The organism is Pararhizobium sp. LjRoot255 (assembly GCF_964252905.1).
Classification (GTDB): domain Bacteria; phylum Pseudomonadota; class Alphaproteobacteria; order Rhizobiales; family Rhizobiaceae; genus Pararhizobium.
Map to the genome: position 1 here is coordinate 559,989 of NZ_CAXUPQ020000001.1, position 24,559 is coordinate 584,547.

The window sequence follows — 24,559 nt, forward strand, 5'->3', positions numbered from 1 at the left end:
GACAATCTAAGCGAATGTTCACACTTTGTTCAAGTCCCCAACCGAACGCCTCTTTTCAACGGACAGGAATTCGTCCTATAGAGCCTGCCTATCGACAAGCGGGGGACGCGGATTGGACATACGCTTTTCCGGCGCATCCGTCAGCTTTGGCGAGCGCACGGTTCTGCAGCCTCTGACCCTGACGCTCACCGAGCGGCGCATCGGCATTATCGGCCTCAACGGATCCGGCAAGACCACCTTCGCGCGGCTGATCAACGGCCTCGTCAAGCCGACGACCGGCACGGTCACCGTCAATGGGCTCGATACGGTGCGCGACGATGGCGCCGTCCTCGCAGCGGCCGGCTTCATCTTCCAGAACCCGCAACACCAGATCATCATGCCGATCGTGCACGAGGACATCGCCTTCGGCCTGAAGAATCGCGGCCTGAAGAACGACGAGATCGAGCGGAAGACCGCCGCCGTGCTCGCGCGGTTCGGCATTACGCATCTGGCCAGGCGGCGGGTCCACGAACTCTCGGGCGGCGAGACGCAACTCGTCGCCATCTCCAGCGTCGTCGTGACCGGTCCCGGCATCCTCATCCTCGACGAACCCACCAACCAGCTGGATCTCAGGAATCGCCGGCTGATAGAAAACACCATTGCCGGTCTTAACGAGCACACCATCGTCATCAGCCACGATCTGCCGCTGATCGAGCATTTCGAGCGTGTGCTTTTGTTCCATGACGGCCAACTTGTCGCCGATGGCCCGGCGCAGGAGACCATCCGTGCCTATCGCGAGGCGGTGGAATGCTGAACGGGCTGAATGTCGAGGGCAGTACGCCGCTGCACCGGATGCCGGTGCGCATGAAGCTCGCCATCCTGGTCGTTCTCGGCGTCGCACTCTATTTCGTTTCGTCCTTTGTCGTGCTTGTCCCGGCTTTTGTGCTCGCCGCCGGCATCTATTTCACCACCGGCCTGACCGTCCGCGATGGCCTCAGCCGCCTGAAACCCATCCTTTTCACTCTCCTGATCCTGCTGATCGCGACGGTTTACCTCGCCTCGATCCGCGAGGCGACCGAGGCTTTCTTCCGGCTGATGGCAATCGTCCTGTTTGCCGGCGCCGTGACGGCAACGACGGCGACCGGCGACTTCATCGACGAGATCACCCGGCTGCTGCAGCCGCTCGACCGGCTTGGCCTGGTGCGGGCTGCCGATGTTGGCCTCGCCTTCGGCCTTGTGCTGCGTTTCGTTCCCGATATCTTCAACCACTACCAGGCGATCCGCGAGGCGCATCGGGCGCGCGGCCTGAAGGTCCGGCCGTTGACGATCCTTGCGCCGTTGATCATCCTGACGCTCAAGGACGCCGATACGATCGCCATGGCGATCGACGCGCGCGGCTTTCGCCGGGACCGCGTCGGCCCGAACGGATGATTTGCGCAGCTTTTGTTGCGCTGCCGGCTTCCCTTGGAAGAGAAGGCGCTTTAGATCCAAGGCTCTATAGACAAAGGACCCGTCATGAAAACCAGAGACCTTGTGCTTGTTGCCCTCTTCACCGCAATCATCGTGGTTCTCGGTATCATCCCGCCCATCACGCTCGGCTTCATTCCGGTGCCGATTACCGCACAATCGATGGGCGTGATGCTGGCCGGCTGCATCATCGGCGCCAAGCGCGGCGCGCTCGCCTATGTCCTGTTCGTGCTGCTCGTGGCAGCCGGCCTGCCCGTCCTTTCCGGCGGCAGGGGTGGCCTTGCCGTCATCCAGGGTCCGACCGGCGGCTTCATCCTCGGCTGGATCGCCGCCACCTACGTCACCGGCCTGATCGCCGAGCGGCTGGTGAAGGACGGGCAGAACGAGATCAGGCAGTTCGCAGCCTTCTTCATCGCCTCCGTCGTCGGTGGCATCGTAGTGCTCTACGCCATCGGCATGCCGTGGGTGAGCATGACGACCGGCACGCCGCTTGCCGCTGTCGCGACCGGTTCGCGTGCCTTCATCCCCGGCGACCTCCTGAAGGCCGGCATCGCGGCGCTTGCCGCCCGTGCGGTCCTCATGGGCTATCCGCTCCTGCCGCGCCGCGCCTGATCTGCCTTTGGCAATCCCCTCAAGCTCGGCAGCGGGGGATTTGCCGGTCCCCGCTGTTGAAAACGCCGCAATTGCCCTACCTATGCCATGGACCTTGCCCCAACGAAGCCATAGGTTTCCGCCATGACCACGATCCTGTTCGAAAACCCGATCTTTCTGGAACACAAGGTTCCCGAAGGTCACCCGGAACGGCCCGACCGGCTCAAAGCGCTCAATCTGGCGCTGGAGCACGAGCGTTTTTCGTCGCTCTCGCGGCTTGAGGCGCCGCAGGGCAATGAGGATCTGGTGCTGCTTGCCCATCCGGAAGAACATCTTCGCGCGGTGATGTCCGTCATTCCCGAGGAAGGCATCAATGGCTTCGAGGCCGACACCTATGCGAGCCCAGCCAGCCTTCAGGCCGCGCTGACCGGTATCGGGGGTGCGGTCGCTGCCGTCGATGCGGTGTTTTCCGGCAAGGCCGACAATGCCTTCGTCGCCGCCCGCCCCCCCGGCCACCATGCCGAGAAGAACAAGGCAATGGGCTTCTGCTTCTTCAACACGATCGCCATCGCCGCCCGCTATGCGCAGCAAAGACACGGCGCCGAGCGGGTCGCCATCGTCGATTGGGACGTACATCACGGCAACGGCACGCAGGACATCTTCTGGGACGATCCTTCGGTGCTGTTCTGCTCGACCCACCAGATGCCGCTCTACCCCGGCAGCGGCGCCAAGACCGAGACGGGCGCCGGCAACATCGTCAATGCGCCGCTCTCGCCCGACACCGGCAGCGACCATTTCCGCGAGGCCTTCAAGTCGCGCGTGCTCCCCGCGCTCGAAGAATTCCGCCCGGATTTCATCCTGATCTCCGCCGGCTTCGATGCCCACCACCGCGATCCGCTGGCGCAGATCAACCTGGTCGCCGAGGATTTCGACTGGGCGACCGGGCGGCTGCTCGACGCCGCCGGCAAGACCGCCAACAATCGCATCGTGAGCCTGCTCGAAGGCGGCTACGATCTCCAGGGCCTGGCCGAATCGGCCGGCACCCACATCTATCGCCTGATGAGAGGATGACCATGACCACCGCACCCCAAACCGCCGCGATCGACGTTTCCTCCCTCTCCTTCGAAAAGGCCGTCGAGGAACTGGAAGCGATCGTCTCGGCGCTCGAACGCGGCGACGTGGCCCTCGACAGGTCGATCGAGATCTACGAACGCGGCGAGGCGCTGAAGAAACACTGCGAGGCGCTGCTGAGCGCTGCCGAAAACCGCATCGAAAAGATCAGGCTCGATCGCGCCGGCAAGCCACAGGGGGTTGAGCCGCTGGATGGGGAGTGAGGGCATTTAGCTATAAAGCGATAATCGTCCTGATTTCATCATAGTCCGCATGCAAGCCCGCTGCGTTGTGTTCAATCAGGCCGGCTTTCGTTAAAATCTCGACATCCTCATGAACACGCCGGTAGTCCCTGCCCAAGCTCCGCGCCAGGGCGGCGATGCTGACTTGCGGGTGATGGCGAAGGTGGCGAAGCAGCTCGAGCCGCTTTGTCGTCATTGTCTGCGACAGCGCGTCCCAGTTCACGAATGTGAGATGGTCCTCGGAAACAGGTTCGCCTTTTTCCGCGCGATGCCAGGCATCGGCGACCCTTTTAGCCACATCGTCAAAAGAACCACCAATATGAAGCTGCAGGTCCTTACTCATATCTGTTCTCCTCTTGCCTCCTCGACATCCCGTCTGAAATCGGCCAGCAATTTTTCAACGGACACGAACGCGTAGGGCTCTTCACAAACACCATAATGCCGGTGATCGCCTTTGCCGCGCTTGTTGTCGTATCCCACAATCCTCTGGTTTGGGCGGCCATAAAACAGAGAATACTTGAGAAAGTGGGGCGATGGCAGAACGGCGACGGGCACACGCCACACCTTGATCTCGAGGATCGCCCCGTCCCGAAAAATGAGGCGATCACGAATGATCAATGTCGCTTTCATGGTTTCGAATATGTCATGCACCGCCATATGGCGTCAAGCGTCATAGATTTCGAAAGGATTGCTGGAAGTTTTCAGATCGCGGGAATAACCTTGGGGCAATCTGAAACAACAGGGACCATCTGCCCATGAGCTTCTTTCCCGGACCAGACCCCCTCGCCGGTGATGCGCCGGCGTGCGATGCGATCGAGCATCTGATCATTCCGCGCACCAGCGACATCGGCAATCTTGAGGTGCGCCGCGCGCTGCCGACTGCGAAGCGCAGGCTGGTCGGGCCGTTCATCTTCTTCGACCGCATGGGGCCGGCGCTGCTCAAGGCCGGTGAGGCAGTCGACGTCCGGCCGCATCCGCATATCGGGCTTTCAACCGTCACCTACCTCTTCGACGGCGAGATCAAGCACCGCGACAGCCTCGGCACCGAAATGGTCATCGAGCCCGGCGACCTCAACCTGATGACGGCCGGGCGCGGCATCGTCCATTCGGAACGCTCGCCGGAAAATCTGCGCGGCAAACCCCAATCAATCTCCGGGCTGCAGACCTGGCTGGCGCTGCCGGATCGATACGAGGAAATCGATCCGATCTTCGCCCACACCGAAAAGCGCGACCTGCCGTCCTTCAACACCGGTGGCATGGAGGGCCGCGTCGTCATCGGCACATTCGAGGGCATGAAGTCTCCGGTCTCGGTGTTTTCCGACACGATCTATGTCGACCTGAGGATCGAGCCGGGCAAGAGCGCACCGTTCGGGGCAGACTGGGAAGAACGCGCGCTCTATATCCTCGAGGGCGAGGCGATCATCGCCGGCGATCATTTCTCAGACAATCAGCTGCTGGTTTTCCGCGCAGGCGATCCGATCACCATCACCGCCGGTCCGATGGGCTGTCACGTCATGCTGTTCGGCGGCGCGGCGCTAGGCTCGGCGCGGCATATCTGGTGGAACTTCGTTTCCTCGTCGAAGGAGCGAATCGAACAGGCCAAGGAAGAATGGCGCACCGGCCGCTTCGACATTGTGCCGGGGGACAGCCAAGAGTTTATCCCTTTGCCGGAACGGTAATATTCGCTAAACTCTTTGTTTGCGCCGCAAGAAAACCCGTTTTTGCAATCCATAACGATTCCGTTTAAAGACGCGGGTTCCTGCGGACACCCACATTTGATATCGCGGCTCTTCGACGAGCCGCGGGAACGAAGGCCTTCAGCGTGACACAACTGCCAGTCAATCCCATGCCGGCGACTCCCCTTCTCGATCAGGTGACCTATCCCGATGATCTGAAGAAGATCGACGACAAGGATCTGCCGCAACTGGCAACCGAACTGCGCGCCGAAATGGTCGATGCGGTCTCGCGCACCGGCGGCCATCTGGGCGCAGGCCTCGGCGTGGTCGAGCTGACGATCGCCATCCACAAGGTCTTCGACACGCCGCATGACCGGCTGATCTTCGACGTCGGGCACCAGTGTTATCCGCACAAGATTCTGACCGGCCGCCGCGACCGCATTCGCACGCTGCGCCAGGAAAACGGACTTTCCGGCTTCACCCGCCGCGCCGAGAGCGAATACGATCCCTTCGGCGCCGCCCATTCCTCGACCTCGATCTCCGCCGGCCTCGGTATGGCGGTTGCAGCCGATCTCTCCGGCGAGCCGCGCAACGTCATTGCCGTCATCGGCGACGGCGCGATGTCGGCCGGCATGGCCTATGAGGCGCTCAACAATGCCGGCGCGCTCGATGCGCGGCTGATCGTCATCCTCAATGACAACGACATGTCGATTGCCCCGCCGACGGGCGCGATGAGCGCCTATCTGGCACGGCTTGCCTCCGGCCGCACCTATATGGGCTTCCGCGAGCTCGGCAAGAAGCTGACGGCTTATCTCGGCAAGTCGGTGGACCGGGCGATCACCCGCGCCGTCGAGCATGCGCGCGGTTATGTGACCGGCGGCACGCTGTTCGAGGAGATGGGCTTCTATCATATCGGCCCGATCGACGGTCATTCCTTCGATCATCTGCTGCCGGTGCTGCGCAATGTGCGCGACAATTCCAAGGGTCCGGTGCTGATCCACGTGGTGACGCAGAAGGGCAAGGGCTACCCGCCGGCGGAGGCTGCAGCCGACAAGTATCACGGCGTCAACACCTTCGACGTCATCACCGGCGCGCAGGCCAAGGCCAAGCCGAATGCCCCCGCCTATACCTCTGTCTTTGCCGAAGCTCTGACGCAGGAAGCGGGCTACGACGACAAGATCGTGGCGATCACCGCCGCCATGCCAACGGGCACCGGGCTCGACAAATTCGCGCTCGCACACCCCTCGCGCTGCTTCGATGTCGGCATTGCCGAGCAGCATGCGGTGACCTTCGCGGCCGGCCTCGCCTCCGAGGGCTACAAGCCGTTCTGCGCGCTGTACTCGACCTTCCTGCAGCGCGGCTACGACCAGGTGGTGCACGACGTCGCGATTCAAGGCTTGCCGGTGCGCTTCCCGATCGACCGCGCCGGTTTCGTCGGCGCTGACGGGCCGACGCATGCGGGCTCGTTCGATACGACCTATCTCGCCACCCTGCCCGGCTTCGTCGTCATGGCGGCGGCCGACGAGGCAGAACTGAAGCACATGGTGCGCACGGCCGCCGCCTACGACCAGGGGCCGATCTCGTTCCGCTACCCGCGCGGCGAAGGCATCGGCGTCGAGATGCCCGAGCGCGGGCAGATTCTTCAGATCGGCAAGGGCCGGGTGATGAAGCAGGGCTCGAAGGTGGCGCTGCTTTCCTTCGGCACGCGCCTTGCCGACTGTCTGCTCGCGGCCGAAGATCTCGATGCCGCGGGCCTTTCGACGACGGTCGTCGACGCCCGCTTCGCCAAGCCGCTCGACCACGACCTGATCCGCCAGCTTGCCCGCCATCACGAGGTGCTGATCACCGTTGAGGAAGGCGCCGTCGGTGGCTTCAGCAGCCATGTACTGCAATTCCTCGCGCATGAGGGTCTGCTCGACAATGGTTTGAAAATCCGGCCAATGGTTCTGCCGGACATCTGGATGGAACAGGCCAAGCCCGAGGCCATGTATGCCAAGGCCGGCCTCGACCGCGCCGGCATCGTCTCGACGGTGTTCCGCGCTCTCGGCCAGAAGGAAATCGGCGTCGGCGCGGCGGGCTGACGGGCCACTCCGGCACCGAGATCACCCTGACCCGCCGCGCGGGCCCTGCTATCGGGCATTTTTTGCCGTTAAACAGCCCAAAAGCCTTGCCATACGGGCCTCGACGCGCCATGACGGGCCATGTCAAACGAACCCAAAACAACCGTCCGCCTCGACCAGCTGCTCTTGAACCTGGGGCTTGTCGCCAGCCGTTCGCGCGCCCGCGATGCGATCCAGCGCGGCACCGTCACCGTCAATGGCCGCACGGTCACCAAACCGAGCTCCACCTTTCCCGAGGATGTGACGATCAGCATCGACGACCCGGTCCAGGCCTATGTTTCGCGCGCGGCGCTGAAGCTGAAGGCTGGTCTCGAGCATTTCCAGCTGTCGCCCGAGGGGCTGGACTGCCTCGACATCGGCGCCTCGACCGGCGGCTTCACCGAAATCCTGCTGCATAACGGCGCAGCGCATGTCATTTCGATCGACGTCGGCCATGGTCAATTCCATCCGCGGCTGGAAGCTGATCCGCGCGTCACCAATATCGAGGGGCTGAATGCCCGGGTGCTGGACGAGGACCATCTCGACGGCCGCGCGATTTCCTTTGTCGTCTCGGATGTTTCCTTCATCTCGCTGAAGCTTGCCCTGCCGCCGGCGCTTGATCTCGCCGAGCCCGGCGCCCACTGCATCCTGCTCGTCAAGCCGCAATTCGAGGCCGGCCGCGAGGCCGTTAGCAAGGCGGGCCTGCTCAAGGATCCGGACAGCGCACCCGCCGTCGCTGCCGAACTGGAGCGCTGGCTCACCGAGGACATGGGGTGGGAAAGCCTCGGCCTTATCCCCTCGCCGATCTCCGGCGGCGATGGCAATGAGGAATACCTTCTGGCCGGCCGCAAGCCGCTGGACGACGCCCCCTTGGACGAAGACGCCCCCTTGGACGAAGACGTATGAGCACCGAGACGCTGACCATCGAGAAGCTCGGCATGTCCGGCGACGGCGTGACCCGCGGCCCGTTCGGGCCGGTCTACGTGTCCTTCACGCTGCCTGGCGAAACGGTGGCGCTGGCGGTCAACAAGGACAGGGGCACGGTGATGTCGATGTCCCATCTCTCGCCTGATCGCGTCCAGCCGAAGTGCCGGCATTTCGGGCCGGATGGCGAAAACGGCGCCTGCGGCGGCTGCAGCCTGCAGCATGCCAGCGACAGCCTCTACCAGGATTTCAAGCGGCAATTGGTCGTCGATGCGCTAAAATCGAAGGCGCTGCAGGCCGAGGTCGCACCGCTTGTGCTCGCCCATCCCGGCGAACGGCGGCGCACGGTGTTCACGGCACGGCGCACCGAGAAGGAATTGCTGCTCGGCTACAACCAGGCCGAAAGCCACCACATCGTCTCGATTTCCGAATGTCCCATCGCAAGCCCCGGCATCGTGTCGCGGCTTGCAACCATCCGGACGATCGCCAATGCCATGGCCGTCAATGCCGAAGCGTTTCGCATCACGGTGCTGGAAACCCTCTCCGGCCTCGACCTTGCCTTCGAAGGCATCAAGGCGATGAACGACCGGCAGCGGCGCATGGCGATCGAGACCGTTCTCGGACAAAAGGGCGTGGCTCGGCTCAGCCTCAACGGTGAAATCCTGGTCGAGCCGGTAAAACCGGTCATCGATTTCGGCGGCGTTTCGGTCTCGCCGCCTCCGGGAAGCTTCATCCAGGCGACAAAGCCCGCCGAAGAGGCGATGGCCGAACTGGTGATGGCCCATCTCGGCAAGGCCAAGCGCGTCGCCGACCTCTTTGCCGGTTCCGGAACCTTCTCGCTGCGTATCGCCAGAAAAGCCCGTGTTCATGCGGTCGAAGGCGAAGACAAGGCATTGAAAGCGCTCGATTTCGCTGCCCGCACCACGCAAGGCCTGAAGCCGGTGACGGTGGAGAAACGCGACCTCTTCCGCCGGCCGATGATGGCCTCGGAGCTCAAGGTCTATGACGCCATCGTCTTCGACCCGCCGCGCGCCGGCGCCGAAGTCCAGACGAAGGAAATCGCCCGCTCCGGCGCGAAGAAGATCGTCGCGGTCTCCTGCAATCCGGTGACGCTGGTGCGCGATCTGCGCATTCTGGTCGACGCCGGTTACCGGATCACGTCCGTCACGCCGATCGACCAGTTTCTGTGGTCATCACATATCGAGGTGGTGGCGACGCTGGAGAAGTAGTGGCGGCAACGCCCGTTCCTCGATGGCCGATTTCGCCGTCAGCCACTCACTCGCCGCAAGTCCTAGATCGTGATTGAGGTCTCGGGCGCTCTGATTTTCGAGCCATGAAAGCCAAGTTCAATCTCAACGAGAGGCTTTCACGCTCAAGTTTACGTTCTGCACCGGCGGATTGTGGTTGCTCGCCACTACACTTGCCCATTCCGCCAATACCATCGGTTTTCGAGAAACCGAGCTGGATAGGGGAAAGGAGCGCCCCCTCCATGTCAGCATGTGGTATCCCGCCAATGACGGGGGCAAAGCCATCACCGTCGGTGAAAACCGGGTATTCTATGGAATTCCGGCGGTCAGGGTCGGCAGTCCTGACGCAACAAGCCGGCCGCTCGTGGTCCTTTCGCATGGCTATGGCGGCAGCTGGCGCAACCTCAACTGGCTGGCCGGGGAGCTCGTGCGGAAAGGCTACATCGTTGCGGCCGCCGACCACCCCGGCACGACCACGTTCAACAAAGACCCGTTGCAAGCCGCGAAGCTGTGGGAGCGCCCGCACGATCTCAGCCGACTCATCGACATGTTGACGGAAGATCCTGCAATGGCCGGCAAGGTCGATGTGAACCGGATCGCCGCCATCGGTCATTCGTTAGGCGGTTGGACCGTCGCGGCCCTCGCCGGCGCCCGTTTCGACACGAATTTGTTCGAAAAGGATTGCGAGACGAAGGCAAGTCCGCGTGCCTGCAGCCTTAAAGAGGAACTTGGCATTGGACGCACGCAAGACCCAAAAACCGCAACCGAAGGGAGACCTCAGTGATGCGCGTCTGGGGGCATTCGTATCTCTGGATCTTGGCCTGGCGAGAGGCTTTTCACCTGAAAGCCTGACAGGCATTCGGGTGCCGTCCCTGGTGATCGGCGCTGGTATCGACATTGGAGACATGCCGGCAAGGCTCGAATCCGGTTATCTCGCGCAGTATTTGCCAAAAGCATCTTCCACATATGTGGAGATTCCCGATGCCATGCACTTCAGTTTCATGCAGCTATGCAAGCCGGGAGCCGGAGCGCTGATCGAAGAGGAGATGCCGGGCGATGGCATCGTATGCAAGGACGGAGGAACCCGCAGCCGGGAAAAAATCCATCGCGAGATTGGCGACCTCATCGCCGCGTTCCTAGCCAAAGCTATTCCGGCCAGATAGCTAGGGGTGTTGTGGAAGGCATGGTGCCGGAGCGGCGATAGTCGCTCGGGGTCATTCCCGTCACCCTTGCAAACTCCCGGTTGAAGTTAGATTTCGTCTGGAAACCGCACTCAAATATGATGGTCGTTACGGGCAAATCCGTCTCAAGAAGAAACCGCTGAGCATCCCTGATCCGGTATTCGTTTACGGCTTGGGACACGTTACGGCCGAGTGTGCGGTTTATCGTCCCCGAGATCTGGCGCGAAGGGATTCCAAGCCTTCGCGACAGGCGGTTCAAAGTCAGATCCGGATCGCGAAAAAGCCGCTTCTCCCGCATGATCGTCTCTATCGCTTCCATGATGCGGCTGTCGCCTTCGGTCTCCGGCAGTTTTTCGGGCGAGGAATCATCCTGCCTCTCCTTCGCTGAATGGCTGGAAGGTTGGGCTTCCGGCGCACTGCGGCCAATGATCGTGACGGCGTAAGCAACCAAAGGCAACGTCAGCATATTGGCAACACCGACGATGGAAGCAGCATGGCTGCCTTGATAGAAATCGAAATCGACGGCGACAAGAAGATCGATTACGCCGGAGCAGCACAGCAGCCACCCGACCAGCAACACGGCCCTGCGCGCTTCCGCGGCATCGGTCAGCCGCGCTCCCTCGAAACTGTCAGAGCCTGCATAGGCGCGGTGGAGCAGAGAAAACCCGTAGCCAAAGTAAAGTAGGGCGAGAACAAGGTCGATCGGCGGATGCCAACGATGCCACATCGCAGAAAGGAACAGGATCATGCCTGCCGGCAGGAAATGAGGCCACCTTCGGTTGGCGAACGGCCGTCTCAGATCCGAAAAGCAAATCCAGGCGATGGAAGGCAATAAAGCGGCAACGAAAGGCTGGAGGAAACGAACGATCTGAATATCGGAGCTCCAGCGCAGTCCGACTGTCGTCACCAAAACAATGCACGCTCCTATGAAAACAGTCGCGGGTCGAAGAAGTGCCTCGCCCTGGGCAAGCACCCGGACCAAAAGAATGATCAGCAACAGCGAGATAACGAATGAGAGCGGTATCGCAGGCAAAAGAGCCACCCTTCGCAAATGCTTTTGGTTTTTGGTGTCATGCTTCGACGAAGGCTATCGTATCCCCGTCACAACAGTCGATGCGGAGGCTTCGGCTTTTGCCTCAACTTTTAACGCTTTACCACTCCAAATTGAAAGGGCCCGGTTTTTGCCGAGCCCTTTTCGTCTGCGTCGTCGGTATGATCACGCCGCCCGGCGACCCTGCTGTCTCGTAACAGCAGCCACGTGGCCGTCCCCGAGCTTGAACTGGGCAAGCAACTCGTTCAGCGCTGCTGCTTCCGACGCGAGGCCGTGGCTTGCGGCCGTCTGTTCCTCGACCATGGCGGCGTTCTGCTGGGTGCCTTGGTCCATGGTGTTGACGGCCGTGTTGATTTCCTGAAGGCCGGTCGACTGTTCGCGGGTCGCGGTCACGATGGCGCTGATATGGGTATTGATCTCCTGAACCTCGGAGACAATCGCCTGTAGCGACTGGCCGGTTTCGCCGACAAGCGTCACACCGGCGCGAACCTGCTGGCCGGACGTCGTGATCAGCGCCTTGATTTCCTTGGCCGCATTGGCCGAGCGCTGGGCGAGTTCACGCACTTCCTGGGCGACGACGGCAAAACCCTTGCCTGCATCCCCGGCGCGAGCGGCCTCGACACCGGCGTTCAGGGCCAGAAGGTTGGTCTGGAAGGCGATGTCGTCGATCACGCCGATGATGTTGCTGATCTCGCCGGACGACTTCTCGATGCCCTGCATGGCGTTGACGGCGTTGCGGACTACTTCACCTGACTTTTCAGCCCCGGCGCGGGTGCGGGCGACCAGCTGGCCGACTTCCTCGGCACGGCGGGCTGAATCCTTGACCGTCGTGGTGATCTCTTCAAGCGCTGCGGCCGTTTCCTCGACGGAGGCGGCCTGCTGCTCGGTGCGGCGGGCAAGGTCGTCGGCGGCATGGCGGATTTCGCTGGCGCCGGCGTCGATCGCGCGAGCGTTGGTTCCGACAGCCTGCAGAGCATGGTGCAGTTTGGCGACGGAATTGTTGAAGTCGGCGCGCAGGCGGTCGAGATGCGAGACGAAGGGGATGGAGATGCGGTAACCGAGGTCACCATCGGCAAGACGGCCGAGACCGGCCGCCAGCGCTTCGACGGCCTGCTGGATGTCAGCGGTTTCCTTCGCCTTCAGCGCTTCACGCTCACGGCGCTCCTGTTCCGACAGCGAACGGCCGGCTTCGGCCTCACCTTCGAGACGCACGCGCTCGATGGCATTGGTGCGGAAGACGGCGACGGCGCCGGCCATGGAACCGATCTGGTCGCGACGTTCCTGGCCGGGGATTTCAGCCTTCAGGTCGCCGCTGGCAAGCCGCTCCATCGCGCCGGTCATATCGGTGACCGGGCGGATAACGAGACGGCTGAGCAACGTCGCAAGGAAGCCGATCATCACGCCAACGGCGAGAAGCGTTGCAATGGCGGCGGCGATCCGGAACTGGCCAATGGCGGAATAGGCGACATCGGCATCGACAGCGAAACCGACATACCATTCGACCGAGGGCAGGCCCGCAACCGGCACGAAGCTGACGAGCATCGGCTTGCCGTCAAGCTCGGTTTGCGTGATCGAAGAGCCAATCGACGGCGTGGTCGCCGGGAAGGCGTCGGCGAGCGTCTTGGTAACGAGCTTCGCATCCGGGTGAACGAGGATCTGGCCCGACTTGTTGACGAGGAAGGCAAAACCTTCGCCGCCGACATCGACGGACTTGATCATGTCGACGAGGGTCTTGAGCGAAAAATCGCTGCCTGCGATGCCAAACAGCTTGCCATCGCGCTTGACCGGAGTGGCCGCGCTGATGATGAGGTCGCCGCTCGATGCGTCGATATAGGGATCGGTAAGCACGCTGCTGTCGGCCTTGGCGGCCTGCTGATACCATGGGCGCTTGCGCGGGTCATAACCCGCCGGCAGCGGCAATTCCGGCCAGCTGGTGAATTTTCCGGTCTCATCGCCGACATAGGTGCTGAGGAATTCCTTCTCCAGAACACCGTTCTTGAGCGCGCCTTCGAGGCCCGCCTGGTCGGCGGCGTTGCCGGCAGCGTTCGCTGCCATCGCCGTCAACGTGACCCGGCCGTTCAGCCAGTTGGCGACGCTCTGGGCGGCCTGCTTGCCGGAGGATGAGATGTTTTCCTCCACCGCACGTGTCGTTACGGCATGCTGGAGACTGTCGATATAGACGGAAAAGCCGGCAAAGGCGGCAACGACGACGAAGGACGCGGCGACGAGGATGCGCGTCATCAGGTTCGATCTTTTAGACAAGGCAAGCTTCCTTATTGCGATGCAGCTTTTGCGCAAACGGGATCGCCCGCCGGCGCAATAGCGCACCGGGCGCTTCCTGGTTCGCGAGAATGAAGACATGCCCCGGAAGGGCGAAGAGAGACGGCGCGTCATGCCGCCTGATGGGACTGAAAAAGTCCCTATTGCCGGACCATAGCCGGGCCTACTTAAGGCAGCGTTAAAATTTCCCGGTTTGAAACGCCTGGATTTTAAGGGCTTTCCACCTATTCGGCTGCCTGTCTCAGGGTCGATAGCAGGACCGGTTTCTTCAGCCCCCAGGCGGTCGCAAGATGCGTCGACGATGAAATGCCGGCATCAAGCATGAACGGACCCGGCGTATCCGCCCTTGGCCGCGAGGCGGGTCTCGGCTTCAACGGCGTTCCGTGCCCCATGCCCTCGATCAGGTAGAACTCGACGGCGACCTTCCCGGACGCCGTCTTCCAGACGCGGCGGTTGTAACCATCGACCGTACTCTGCGTGAAGGCATCGCGTTCCAGACCATGCACATCGAGCCATTGCTGAAGCAGCGCCTCGGCATTCGACAGCGAGACGGTGTGATCCCGCGTCCCGTGCCAGATGGAAACCGTGGGAAAATCGCGATTTACAGGCGATGCGGCTCGCACGAGATTGCCCCATTCCTGCGGTGTCCGCTCCGGCGCATTCTTCATGGCGGCAAGCGCCCGCTGTACATCGCGGGCTGCACCATAGGGCAGGCCGGCAATGATGCCACCGGCGCGAAACACATCAGGATAGGCAGCGAGCATCGCCGCCGTCATCGCGCCACCAGCCGAAAGGCCGGTAATGAACACCCGCTTGCGGTCGATGCCGTGGGTCGATGTCATCTTGGCGACCATCTGGCGGATCGACATCACCTCGCCGCGGTCGCGCGCGACATTGCTCGGGCGGAACCAGTTGAAACAGAGGTTGTGATTGTTTGAGTGGGTCTGCTCGGCATAAACGACGGCAAAGCCGCGTTCCCGCGCCAGCGTCGACCAGCCGCTGCCCTGGTCATAGGCTTCGGCCGTCTGATGACAGCCGTGCAGAACGACGACGAGCGGCGATGTCTTCGGCAGGCCTGCAGGGACATAGCGCAACATGCGCAAATGGCCGGGATTGCTGCCGAATGCCTTGACCTCTTCCAGCTTTCCGGCCGATCTCGGCTTTACGATTGCCGGGACTGGCATCGACGCCGGTGCCGGCGTGGCAGAGACAAGCGCCTTGCGCGTCACCTTGACCGCCTTGGCCAGGGTCCTTTCCCAGCGCCGGTGCTGCCTGAGCATGTCGGTAAGGGAAAGCTTGAAACGAGACCGCATGGACGAATCCTTGATTTGCCGGCACGCCTCCCATGCCGAAATTCCTCCACGCAACACGGTGCAATATGGGGCTCATCCCGGCATCCGGCAAGGCAGGCACGCAGATAATCGCCTTGGACCAATCGTCGCGCGGCACTCAACGGCGCATGAAAGCCTCGAAGGCTGCGCGCGCTTCGGCGCTTTTCAGTTGCGCGGAAAAGTGTTTTGCCTCTTCGTCAATACGCGCAAGCACGTCGGACCGATCACCGCGTATCAATTGGCGGGCGATGCGCAGAGCTTCCGGCGGCTTCCTCGCGAGGTTCGCGGCGAGCGCCAGAACCTCGCCCTCAATCGCGTCGGCACCGGTAACCTTCCAGATCAGGCCGGCCTCCTGCGCTTCTTCGGCCGTAAACGGCTCGCCCGCGGCCAGAAGCGCAAAGGCGCGCTGGTGGCCGGCGATGCGGGGCACGATGAGGCTGGAGGCTGCCTCCGGCACCAGCGCCAGATCGACGAAGGGCGTCTTGAAGACGGAGCGCGCCGAGGCGATCGTCAGGTCGCAGTGGAGGTGAATGGTGGCGCCGATGCCGATCGCCAGGCCATCGACACCGGAGACGACGGGCTTGGCGGCCCCTGCCAGCGCGCGCAGGAAATCGAGCACCTCCTGCCCCATGGTTCCGCCCATGGCAAAGGCCATGAAATCGGCCATGTCGTTGCCGGCCGAAAAGCAGCCTTCGGTTCCGAGAAAGGCGGTGACGCGGACGGCGTCATCGGTGCCGGCGACGGTGAGCGCGTTGGCCATCTTGGCGTACATCGCCCTGGTGATGGCATTCTTCTTGGCCGGCCGGTTGAAGCGGATGAGCTGAACGCCGGGATAGTCTTGCGGCCGCTCGATCAGAACGTCGTCGGTCATGGCAGTCTCCTTCAGGGCCAAATGTTCAGGCCAGGTGTTCGGGGCCAGGTGTTCGGGGCCAAAGCGTTCAGGGCCAGGTGTTCAGGGCCAAGTGTTCAGGCGAGGTGGTCAGGCAAGTGCGATGCGGGCGGCGGCAAGGCTTGCCGCGCCGTTGATAATGCTGCTCCTGAGTGCTGCCGTTTCGGACAGCAGGTTCTCGGCGGCGAAACGGCAGAGAGCGATGCGGGCATCGCGGCCGCCGTCGCCCGCCTCCGCCAGACCGCCCTTGGCGAGGTAGATACCAGTCAATGTCAGGCCGAACAGCCGCTGATAGGCCGTGGCGCCGGCAAGCGCCTCGGCGGATTTGCCTTCGGCCAGACGGGCGAGCAGCCACTCGGTCGCCGCTTCAAGATCAGTGATCGCGTCATTGAGGCAGCGGCGGGTCTCGCCGAAATCGGCAAGGTTCGAGGCGCCTACCTCCTCGGCAACCGTGTTCAGTTCCCGGATGAAGCCGCGCACGTGGCCGCCATCGGACAAAGGCAGTTTGCGGGTCACAAGATCGATGGCCTGAATGCCGTTGGTGCCCTCGTAGATCGGCGCGATCCGAGCGTCGCGCAGATAGCGTGCAGCACCGGTCTCCTCGATGAAGCCCATGCCGCCATGGACCTGGATGCCCATCGAGGCGACATCGACGCCAACATCGGTGCCGAAGGACTTGGCAATCGGCGTCAAGAGGCTGGAGCGTTCCTGCCAGTAACGCGCGACCTCGCCTTCCGACACATGCGCCCGGTCGACAGCGCGGGCGCAGGCGAAAGCGATGGCGCGCGCACCCTGCGTCAGCGCCTTCATGGTCAGAAGCGTGCGGGCGATATCGGGATGCTCGATGATCGGGCTCATGCCCGTTCCCTTCCAGTCCGGCGCCTTGCCCTGCGTGCGTTCGCGGGCATAGTTGAGCGCGTGCTGGGTTGCCGCATCCGCCATCGCAACACCCTGGATGCCAACGGCAAGGCGCGCGTTGTTCATCATCGTGAACATGCAGTTGAGGCCCTTGTTCTCTTCGCCGACCAGATAACCGACGGCGCCCTTCTCGTCGCCAAACCTGCCGTCGCCATAGACCATGGTGCAGGTCGGCGAGGCATGGATGCCGAGCTTGTGTTCGAGCGAATGGCAGAACAGATCGTTGCGGGGGCCAAGCGAGCCATCCTCATTGACGAGAAATTTCGGCACGAGGAACAACGAGATGCCGCGCGTACCCTCCGGCGCGCCGGCAAGGCGGGCAAGCACCAGATGGACGATGTTGCCGGTCATCTCGTGCTCGCCCCAGGTGATGAATATCTTCTGGCCGAAAATGCGGTAGGTGCCGTCGTCGCGGCGTTCGGCGCGGGTTTTCAGGACGCCGAGATCGGAGCCGGCATGCGGCTCCGTCAGGTTCATCGTACCAGTCCATTCACCGGAAATCATCTTGGCGAGGAACATCGATTTCAGCGCATCGGAACCGTGCTTTTCCAGCGCATCGACGGCGCCCATCGTCAGCATCGGCGCAAGCGCGAAGGCCATGGAGCCGGCATTCCAGAATTCCATCGCGGCGATATGCAGCATATGCGGCAAGCCCTGGCCGCCGAACTCCTCCGGTGCCGTCAGGCTGTTCCAGCCGCCTGCTGCCCAGTTACGATAGAGATCGCTCCAGCCATCCGGCGCCCTGACCTTGCCGTCGATCAGCTTCGAGCCCTGCTTGTCGCCGATATCGGCGAGCGGCGCCACCTCCTCGTTGGCGAAGCGGCCGGCCTCACCAATAATGGCATCAACGAGGTCCTCGTCCAGATCGCCGAAGACGCCCTCGGCCAAGTCTTCGCTAAGGCCGGCCACCTGCTTGAGCGTGAACAGAACGTCGTCCACCGGTGCCTTGTACATTATCGTCTCCTCCCGCAATCACATGACAACATGGCCGCTCGACAGTCCAGCAATGGCATGTTCGTTGGCTCGAGAAATTATTGATTTTTACGTAAACGTCAATATTCGATTGTTCAGCGAATTGAGGACGCAATGGCCGGCCTGTAACAAAACTGTCATGAAACCTGAATAAAGCGAAGTCCGGCCTCCTCCCGGGATCACGCCTAAATGAATCTCATCTCCTCGGAAATCCCAGGCCTCGTCTGGGGCTATCGTTTTCTGCCGGGCGAAAGCCGCTGCCTGCGGATCGCCACCGATTCCTCCATCGATGCGCTGATGGAAGGCGAAGGGTGGGTCTGGCTGCATCTGGCACTCAGCGATGCCCGTACCCCTGCCCTTATCGAACGTATCACCACGCTGCCGCAGAGCGCGCTTTCGACGCTGACCAGCCATGACACGCAGGCGGCCGTCACCGTCTCGGACGACATGGTCTATGGCACGCTGGTCGATTTCGAGCGCACCTTCGACGCCGAGACGAAGACCATCGGATGGCTGCATTTCGCCGTCACCGAAAAGATCATCATCACCACGCGGCTGCATCCGCTGCGCAGCATCGACCGGGTCAAGGTCGCGGTCGAGAAGAACGCCCGCTGCGCCCGGCCGATCGATCTGTTCGAAATGATGGTGGTCGAATTCCAGCGCACCCTGATCAGCCTCGTGCTGGAGCTGACCGAAGACCTCAACGTCATCGAGGACGACGTCTATGGCGAGGCAGGCCACAACCACCAGCCGCGGCTGGCCCCGCTGCGGCGGACGGCCGTGCGCCTGCACCGGCATCTGCGCACGCTTTTGGCCTTGTTGCGGCGCGCCGGAACCTCGGAGGAGGATGAAGTGCCGCCGGGCTTCATCGACGTCGCGGAGCGCCTGTCAGACCGGCTGGAATCCGTCGACCGCGATGTTTTTGCCCTGCAGGAACGCGCCCGCCTGCTGCATGAAGAAATCGACAGCAAGCTGTCCTCGGAAACCAACCGCCATCTCTACATCCTGTCGCTGATGACGGCGTTCCTGCTGCCGCCGACGCTGGTCACCGGCTTTTTCGGCATGAACACCAGCAGCCTGCCGTTTGCCGGCGGCGCGCACGGCACATTGCTCGCAGGCTTGTTCATCCTGCTTTCGATGGGCCTTGCCTGGACGATCCTCAGGCGGATCGGAATTCTCTGACACGCGCAAAAAAGCCGGAGACAAATGCCTCCGGCCAGTTGGTGCGTGTAGGCGACATCAATACGGCGAAACGCACTGCCTGCGCGGGCCGCCATATGGCTGATACGTGTTGTCGTAAGCGCGGTAGCTGCGATAACGGTTGTAGCACCATTCGACATGGCTGCCGCCGTAGCGCACAGGCGGCCGGGCAATGGCGCCGCCGATGATCGCGCCGGTCGCGAAGGCTGCGAGCGGGAACCAGAAGCCGTTAAATTCGCGGTAGCCCCGGCGGTAGTAGCGATAGCCGCGATGACCGCGGTAATAGGAGTAGCCGCCGCGGCGGTAATAGCCGTCGTAGCCGCGGCGACGCTGGCCGTCACGATCACGCCAGCGCTCCTCGTCACCGCGATAATACTGCACGGCCTGGAAATCACTTGCGCGCTCTGCCTTTACCGGTACCGGAATCTGGGGGAAAGCCTGCGATGGAGTGAAAGACGTCGCCAGCATCATGGCCGAGAGGGCCACCGACGCCATTTTTAATCCGAAAACACCCATGGGTTTCTCCATTCGTTTTTACCCGATAAGATAGTCTTGCCCAATGAACGGTCCGCGGCGCTTTTTGTTCCACGAAACCACCACAGATAAGCGCGTCCGCCGAGTTCGCGACAGACGTGTTAAAGCCGTGACGTTCAGTCTTATGCCGTCTGCCATAGGGCCTTCCTCGAGGGCATAGCCGAAGGGCGTCGGGGCGAAAATCGCCGCAAGGCTCGAGGCATTAACACTCGGTTAACCCTGTTTCAGCACCCTCTTGTTATGGGAAAGCGCCGGTCTATCAGCTTGGGCATGTTTTTCCGCCTCGCCGCTATCCTCGGCGTCGCGCTGTTTTCTCTCGGGGTTGAAGCGCGCGACATCATGCCGTGGAAGTCCAAGGACAACGCGCTGGTTATCGACGCCTACGAGATGAACATCATCGACTGGGATGAGATGCTGAGGGACAAGCGCATCGCCGGCTTCATCTCCAAGGCGTCGGACGGCCTGCCGGAGAGTTTCGCCTGCACGGGAGATCATGGCGGTGATACCGTCGCCCACTGCAAGACGATGTGGCGGAAATATGCGGTCAGCCGCGAGCTCTACCAGACACGGCGGCTCATTGCCCGTGCAAGCGGCTTGCTCTGGGGTGCCTATCACCTCGCCCGCCCCGGCAATCCGATCGACCAGGCCAACCATTTCCTCGACTATGCCGACCCGCGCGACGACGAATTGATGGTGCTCGACATCGAAGGCATCGATACGGAAAGATACATGTCCTTGGAGGATGCCGCCATTTTTGCCGGCCATATCAGGACCCGCACCGGCCGCTATCCGATGCTCTATACCAACCACGCGACCGCCAAATACATCGCCGCCAACCGCGACCGTTTCCCGATCCTGTCGCGCCTGCCGCTCTGGTATGCCCGCTACAAGCCTGGCATCCGCAATGTCTTCCCTATGGGAAACTGGGACGGCTACGCGCTCTGGCAGTTCTCCTCGGCGGCGAACTGCGGCAAGCGGCGCTGCCCCTACCGCGTCGCCGGAACCCTGAGCGACATCGACGTCAACGTGGCAGCGATGACTGCCAAGGCCCTCAGGGCCGTATGGGCGAAAGGCGAGCTCCTGCCGGCAAAACCGCTCGACAAGCCGTTACTGATCGCCACCGGCAAAGGCAGCATCGCCGCAGGCGCGGGCATCGGCGTCGATCTGACTCTGACGGGATCAATCCACCGGGTTTCAGGCGCCCTGGCTTTGCGGTAGGACACGGGCGATTTTCCAGCCGCTTGTCGAACGGGGTGGCACGAGGCTCATCGGCTTCACTCTCTCATCCCCCTCGGCGATCTCTCTTCCGCGGGACATTGGCGGCGGCGGCCGTTGCCACCGCCGCTTGCTCGATACTACACGGCCGCCGAGGCCCCGCGTTGATGTGATCGACCGTAGGGAAGCGGCGCTGCCATGATTGCCGGCATGTTCGCCTCAAGGCACGCGGCAATGAACGCCTCTCGTGCCACCGCCGCCGGCGTCATCCGGTTCAGCGCCCGCCTGCAGGAGGAGACGGCGCAATCGTAGCGCTCTCCTCGCTTCAACGGCCATTCGTTTTCCAGAAAATCAAGGGCTTCGTTGACGCTGCCGAACGTCCGTTCCAAACCGGAGCGTAAGGTAACTTTCAGTGGATGGTTCCACGGGACATCGCGAGTAGTCATCTTTTTTCCTCCTTTTTGGCTACCTCTTCGCGGGTATCGGAGGATAATATTGGTAACGAAATCAGCCCGTTCAAGAGGCTCATCGGCCGTCCAGAACTGCCAGGGCCAGACAATCGAAGGCCCCCTCCTACGCAGGAAGGGGCCAAAGGCATACGTTCTGAAATCGGCGCAAGATACGTATCTCTTGCATATCGGATTTTACTCTATCGTCGGGCTTCAACAAGTAACGTTTTCCGACAGAGGGTGTTCTGTCCGTTACTGAAGATGCCGGATTTCGTTGCGGTGCGGCGACGTTCCGCTGGTGGCGAGGTAAGCCGCGTCCTCAGCCCGATTTCGGGGCTTCGTCAGCGGCACGCCCTTGTTCCTGCCAGGCTGGTTCATGGATTGGTGTTGATGCCCCATGCCGGGGCACCACCCTCAGATGTCCCTCCGGTCAAGCCTGCCCTCAGGCCTCGATCTGCACATCCCCCAATGGCCGCGAACAGCAGGCGAGGATGTAGCCCTCGTCGATCTCGTCGTCGAGGATACCGCCATTATGGTGCATCTCGACCTCACCGGAGACCTTCATGACGCGGCAGGTGCCGCAGAGGCCGCCTTCGCAGGCGGCACCGATGCGGACACCTGCGGCGCGAGCCGTCTGCAGGATGGTCTGGCCCGGCTGGCACTTGGCCTCCTTGCCGGCCATCGTGAAGGTGACGGTGGAGACGGCGGCGGCATCGACCTCGGTCCCTCCCCCGATCGCGAAGTCTTCAGCCGCCGGTGCCGTCGCCGGCTGGAAGCTCTCCTCGTGATAGCGGTTCATGTCGAAGCCGACGCTTTCCAGCATGGACTTCACGCCGCGCATGAACGGCTCCGGCCCGCAGCAGAAGACGGTGCGGTCGCGGAAATCCGGCGCAAGCAGAGCAAGCTTCGCGGTGTCGATACGGCCGCGCAGACCGTGCCAGCCGTGGCGCGGTGCATGCGTCTCGACGATAAAGCCGAGATTGAGCTTCGGCATGTTGCGCGAGATGTTCTCGAGCTCGTCACGGAACAGCAGATCGTCCGGCTGGCGGGCGCAGGAGAGGAAGGTCACATCGGTCTGTGGCGCGCAATCAGCCATCCAGCGGGTCATCGACATCATCGGCGTGATGCCGGAGCCCGCTGAGATGAACAGGTATTTTTCGCCCGGATGGCGCACGAAGGAGAAATCGCCGAGCGGACCGAAGGCCTTCAGTTTCATGCCGGGCTTCAGGTTCTCGAACATCCAGCGCGTGCCGATGCTCGATGCCTGTGCCTTGACGGTCACGGCCACCGAGAAGGGCCGCGACGGCGTCGAAGACAGCGTGTAGGTGCGCATCACCGGATCGTCCGGCTTAACCGGCAGCTCGAGCGTGACGAACTGGCCCGGCAGGTAGCGGAACCAGCTGTCCTTGTCGGCCTTGAAGCCGAAGGTCATCACATCCGGAGCCTCGGCGGTGACGGAGATACATTCCAGGAGATGCTTCCGGTCGTTGAACGGCAGCAATTCGTCGAAGTGCCGGAAGGATGAAGCAATCGTCATGTCAGGCGACCCGGACCAGAGGGGTGGAGGCTCCATGCAGGCGATCCTGCATGAAATTGACGTACCATTCGACGAACTGCATCACGCCGCCTTCATGCTCCGGCGAATAGGGACCGGGCTGATAGGCGGGCGAGCGGATGCCGAAGGCATTTTCCTCGACGATCTGGCGATCCTGGTCGTTGGTCTCGGTCCAGACATGCGTCAGTTCTTCGAGGTTATAATCGACACCTTCGACGGCATCCTTGTGCACCAGCCACTTCGTCGTGACCTGGGTCAGTTCAGGGCCGAGCGGCAGGACGCGGAAGGTGATGGCGTGGTCGGCCAGGATGTGGTTCCAGGTGCTTGGATAGTGGAACATCAGCAACGTGCCGATGTGGCTCTGGCTGACATCGTCGGAGAGCTGGCGCTTGACGGCGCGCTTGCCGGAGATCGTGTAGCTCTCGGCCTCCTGGATCAGCGGCATGCGAGCAATGCGGAACTGACCGGTCGGCGACATTTTGAATTCGCTCGGCAGACCTTCGGCTTCGCATTTCGCCCAATGGGCAGCGATGATCGGATCGTCCTTGGCGCCCTGCACGCCGGTCGCGGTCGGCGCTTCCGGATAAGTGCGGCAGAGTTCGGGATGGTTGGCGGCGCAGTGGTAGCACTCGCGGTTGTTTTCCCAGACGAGCTTCCAGTTGCCCTTCTCGATGATGGTGCTTTCGAAGGCGACCTTGGTGTCCTTCAGATTGTGCGGCGTCACATAGGACGACACCATGTCGCGCATCGGCTGGAAATCCATCGGCTCGTCGGCGAGGCAGATGAAGATGTAGCCGCCGATGGTTTCGCAATGGATCGGCTTCAGGCTGTGCTGCGCCTTGTCGAAATCCTCGCCCATCTGGCGGGCGAACAGCAGCTTGCCGTCAAGCTCGTAGGTCCACTGGTGATAGGGACAGACGAGCTTGGCCGACGAGCCCTTCTGACCGGCGCAGACGCGCGAACCGCGGTGGCGGCAGGAATTGTGGAGCGCCCGGACGGTGCCCTGGCGATCGCGGACGACGACGACCGGATAATCGCCGACCTGGACGGTGAAATAGTTGCCGGCCTTGGGGATTTCGCAGTCATGACCGATGAACAGCCAGTCCTTGTACCAGATCTGCTCCATGTCGAGCTTGTAGAGATCGGGATCGGTGTAGAATGCCTGTTCCAGGCTGTGCCCGTCGCGGCGGGTCTTGAGTTTGCGGAGGACTTCGCTGCGGAGATCCATGTTCGTTTCCTTGTGCTCGCCACTTTTCGGTTAAGCGGGCAGGAAAGGAACCACCACCGCGCCGGGAATGCGCGTGGATATGCTGGTTCGCCTTCCGGCTGCCCGCCGCAACCAAGACATCAATTTCGCCACAAGGCTGGTTTCCGGGCTCAGGAGCTGTCCTTTCGGACCGTCGCGGCGCCTTCCCGGATCTCTCCAGTGGCCTTTTGCCGAGGTTTCGCTCCACCACCGTTGCGGGGGCAGCGCCGGATTTCGACCGGCTTCCCAATTCTCCGCCCTCCCTATAAAGGCGGCACCTTGAGTGTCTTCATCTAATCTTCCGACGCGGCCGGACAGCCGCCGATTAGCGACATCCGGTTCCAGAATGACGACACACGCACAGTTGCGTTTCCAGACGGAAAGATGGCTATTTTATAAGCAG

Annotated in this window: 24 protein-coding genes and 1 riboswitch; of the genes, 13 read left to right on the top strand and 11 right to left on the bottom strand. The window is 62.1% G+C overall.

Translation table 11 applies throughout. From position 1 onward, the window contains the following. Positions 1 to 112 precede the first annotated feature (112 nt). The 5 genes from ACSQ2W_RS02900 (at position 113) to ACSQ2W_RS02920 (ending at position 3,371) form a co-directional block, all read left to right on the top strand. Positions 113 to 793: an energy-coupling factor ABC transporter ATP-binding protein gene (locus ACSQ2W_RS02900; RefSeq protein WP_436084896.1), complete on the top strand. Its 681-nt coding sequence runs from the start codon at positions 113 to 115 to the stop codon at positions 791 to 793. Further along, complete coding sequence (locus ACSQ2W_RS02905) at positions 787 to 1,410, top strand: energy-coupling factor transporter transmembrane component T family protein (RefSeq protein WP_436084897.1); 624 nt, start codon at positions 787 to 789, stop codon at positions 1,408 to 1,410. Before ACSQ2W_RS02900 ends, ACSQ2W_RS02905 begins: the two co-directional genes overlap by 7 nt. An 84-nt stretch (positions 1,411 to 1,494) precedes the next feature. Next, positions 1,495 to 2,058 (top strand): biotin transporter BioY, encoded by a 564-nt coding sequence (locus tag ACSQ2W_RS02910; RefSeq protein WP_436084898.1) that lies wholly within the window; start codon positions 1,495 to 1,497, stop codon positions 2,056 to 2,058. A gap of 123 nt (positions 2,059 to 2,181) precedes the next feature. Continuing rightward, positions 2,182 to 3,108: a histone deacetylase family protein gene (locus ACSQ2W_RS02915; protein WP_436084899.1), complete on the top strand. Its 927-nt coding sequence runs from the start codon at positions 2,182 to 2,184 to the stop codon at positions 3,106 to 3,108. Between the two features lie 2 nt (positions 3,109 to 3,110). Then, on the top strand, positions 3,111 to 3,371 hold the full coding sequence (locus ACSQ2W_RS02920; protein WP_085995090.1) for an exodeoxyribonuclease VII small subunit: 261 nt from the start codon (positions 3,111 to 3,113) through the stop codon (positions 3,369 to 3,371). 10 nt (positions 3,372 to 3,381) lie between these two features. On the opposite strand, the gene ACSQ2W_RS02925 is transcribed toward ACSQ2W_RS02920, so the two are convergent. Beyond that, entirely contained in the window at positions 3,382 to 3,732 is a 351-nt protein-coding gene (locus ACSQ2W_RS02925; protein ID WP_436084900.1) for an HVO_A0114 family putative DNA-binding protein, read from the bottom strand. Continuing rightward, positions 3,729 to 4,046, bottom strand: a complete 318-nt coding sequence (locus tag ACSQ2W_RS02930; RefSeq protein WP_436084901.1) for a toxin-antitoxin system TumE family protein — start codon at positions 4,044 to 4,046, stop codon at positions 3,729 to 3,731. Before ACSQ2W_RS02930 ends, ACSQ2W_RS02925 begins: the two co-directional genes overlap by 4 nt. Before the next feature lie 98 nt (positions 4,047 to 4,144). On the opposite strand from ACSQ2W_RS02930, the gene ACSQ2W_RS02935 reads away from it, so the two are divergent. The 6 genes from ACSQ2W_RS02935 to ACSQ2W_RS02960 all read left to right on the top strand — a co-directional run bounded on the left by ACSQ2W_RS02935 (position 4,145) and on the right by ACSQ2W_RS02960 (position 10,498). Then, positions 4,145 to 5,068 (top strand): pirin family protein, encoded by a 924-nt coding sequence (locus ACSQ2W_RS02935; protein WP_436084902.1) that lies wholly within the window; start codon positions 4,145 to 4,147, stop codon positions 5,066 to 5,068. 167 nt (positions 5,069 to 5,235) lie between these two features. Beyond that, entirely contained in the window at positions 5,236 to 7,146 is a 1,911-nt protein-coding gene (dxs, locus tag ACSQ2W_RS02940; RefSeq protein ID WP_436087661.1) for a 1-deoxy-D-xylulose-5-phosphate synthase, read from the top strand. Between the two features lie 120 nt (positions 7,147 to 7,266). Then, positions 7,267 to 8,070: a TlyA family RNA methyltransferase gene (locus ACSQ2W_RS02945; protein ID WP_436084903.1), complete on the top strand. Its 804-nt coding sequence runs from the start codon at positions 7,267 to 7,269 to the stop codon at positions 8,068 to 8,070. Beyond that, entirely contained in the window at positions 8,067 to 9,317 is a 1,251-nt protein-coding gene (locus ACSQ2W_RS02950; RefSeq protein WP_436084904.1) for a class I SAM-dependent RNA methyltransferase, read from the top strand. The genes ACSQ2W_RS02945 and ACSQ2W_RS02950 overlap by 4 nt, the downstream gene beginning before the upstream one ends. A 169-nt stretch (positions 9,318 to 9,486) precedes the next feature. Next, positions 9,487 to 10,119, top strand: coding sequence for an alpha/beta hydrolase family protein (locus ACSQ2W_RS02955; RefSeq protein ID WP_436084905.1), 633 nt, complete (start codon positions 9,487 to 9,489; stop codon positions 10,117 to 10,119). Then, on the top strand, positions 10,070 to 10,498 hold the full coding sequence (locus ACSQ2W_RS02960) for an alpha/beta hydrolase family protein (protein ID WP_436084906.1): 429 nt from the start codon (positions 10,070 to 10,072) through the stop codon (positions 10,496 to 10,498). The genes ACSQ2W_RS02955 and ACSQ2W_RS02960 overlap by 50 nt, the downstream gene beginning before the upstream one ends. On the opposite strand, the gene ACSQ2W_RS02965 is transcribed toward ACSQ2W_RS02960, so the two are convergent. The 5 genes from ACSQ2W_RS02965 to ACSQ2W_RS02985 all read right to left on the bottom strand — a co-directional run bounded on the left by ACSQ2W_RS02965 (position 10,482) and on the right by ACSQ2W_RS02985 (position 17,939). Continuing rightward, positions 10,482 to 11,549, bottom strand: coding sequence for a helix-turn-helix domain-containing protein (locus ACSQ2W_RS02965; protein WP_436084907.1), 1,068 nt, complete (start codon positions 11,547 to 11,549; stop codon positions 10,482 to 10,484). The genes ACSQ2W_RS02960 and ACSQ2W_RS02965 overlap by 17 nt on opposite strands. A 183-nt stretch (positions 11,550 to 11,732) precedes the next feature. After that, entirely contained in the window at positions 11,733 to 13,829 is a 2,097-nt protein-coding gene (gene mcpU / locus ACSQ2W_RS02970) for a methyl-accepting chemotaxis protein McpU (protein ID WP_436084908.1), read from the bottom strand. Positions 13,830 to 14,071: 242 nt separating this feature from the next. After that, a complete protein-coding gene (locus ACSQ2W_RS02975) occupies positions 14,072 to 15,160 on the bottom strand; it encodes an extracellular catalytic domain type 1 short-chain-length polyhydroxyalkanoate depolymerase (RefSeq protein ID WP_436084909.1) in 1,089 nt (362 codons plus the stop codon). Between the two features lie 136 nt (positions 15,161 to 15,296). Then, complete coding sequence (locus ACSQ2W_RS02980) at positions 15,297 to 16,049, bottom strand: crotonase/enoyl-CoA hydratase family protein (protein ID WP_436084910.1); 753 nt, start codon at positions 16,047 to 16,049, stop codon at positions 15,297 to 15,299. 108 nt (positions 16,050 to 16,157) lie between these two features. Beyond that, positions 16,158 to 17,939, bottom strand: a complete 1,782-nt coding sequence (locus ACSQ2W_RS02985) for an acyl-CoA dehydrogenase (RefSeq protein WP_436084911.1) — start codon at positions 17,937 to 17,939, stop codon at positions 16,158 to 16,160. A 207-nt stretch (positions 17,940 to 18,146) separates the two neighbouring features. Between ACSQ2W_RS02985 and ACSQ2W_RS02990 the strand changes: the two genes are divergently transcribed. Continuing rightward, on the top strand, positions 18,147 to 19,139 hold the full coding sequence (locus ACSQ2W_RS02990; RefSeq protein ID WP_436084912.1) for a transporter: 993 nt from the start codon (positions 18,147 to 18,149) through the stop codon (positions 19,137 to 19,139). Positions 19,140 to 19,196: 57 nt separating this feature from the next. Here the strand turns inward: ACSQ2W_RS02990 and ACSQ2W_RS02995 are convergent, their stop codons facing one another. Further along, positions 19,197 to 19,673, bottom strand: a complete 477-nt coding sequence (locus tag ACSQ2W_RS02995) for a BA14K family protein (RefSeq protein WP_436084913.1) — start codon at positions 19,671 to 19,673, stop codon at positions 19,197 to 19,199. 258 nt (positions 19,674 to 19,931) lie between these two features. Here ACSQ2W_RS02995 and ACSQ2W_RS03000 point away from each other — a divergent pair, with 258 nt between their 5' ends. Continuing rightward, positions 19,932 to 20,909, top strand: coding sequence for a glycoside hydrolase family 25 protein (locus ACSQ2W_RS03000; protein WP_436084914.1), 978 nt, complete (start codon positions 19,932 to 19,934; stop codon positions 20,907 to 20,909). 137 nt (positions 20,910 to 21,046) lie between these two features. Here ACSQ2W_RS03000 and ACSQ2W_RS03005 read toward each other — a convergent pair whose 3' ends face one another. From ACSQ2W_RS03005 to ACSQ2W_RS03015, 3 genes are all read right to left on the bottom strand, one after another. Further along, entirely contained in the window at positions 21,047 to 21,352 is a 306-nt protein-coding gene (locus ACSQ2W_RS03005; protein ID WP_436084915.1) for a DUF982 domain-containing protein, read from the bottom strand. Between the two features lie 445 nt (positions 21,353 to 21,797). Continuing rightward, entirely contained in the window at positions 21,798 to 22,892 is a 1,095-nt protein-coding gene (locus ACSQ2W_RS03010; RefSeq protein WP_436084916.1) for a 2Fe-2S iron-sulfur cluster-binding protein, read from the bottom strand. A gap of 1 nt (position 22,893) precedes the next feature. Then, positions 22,894 to 24,138, bottom strand: a complete 1,245-nt coding sequence (locus tag ACSQ2W_RS03015) for an aromatic ring-hydroxylating oxygenase subunit alpha (RefSeq protein WP_436084917.1) — start codon at positions 24,136 to 24,138, stop codon at positions 22,894 to 22,896. Positions 24,139 to 24,255: 117 nt separating this feature from the next. After that, a riboswitch (cobalamin riboswitch) is annotated at positions 24,256 to 24,453 on the bottom strand. Between the last annotated feature and the right edge of the window lie 106 nt (positions 24,454 to 24,559).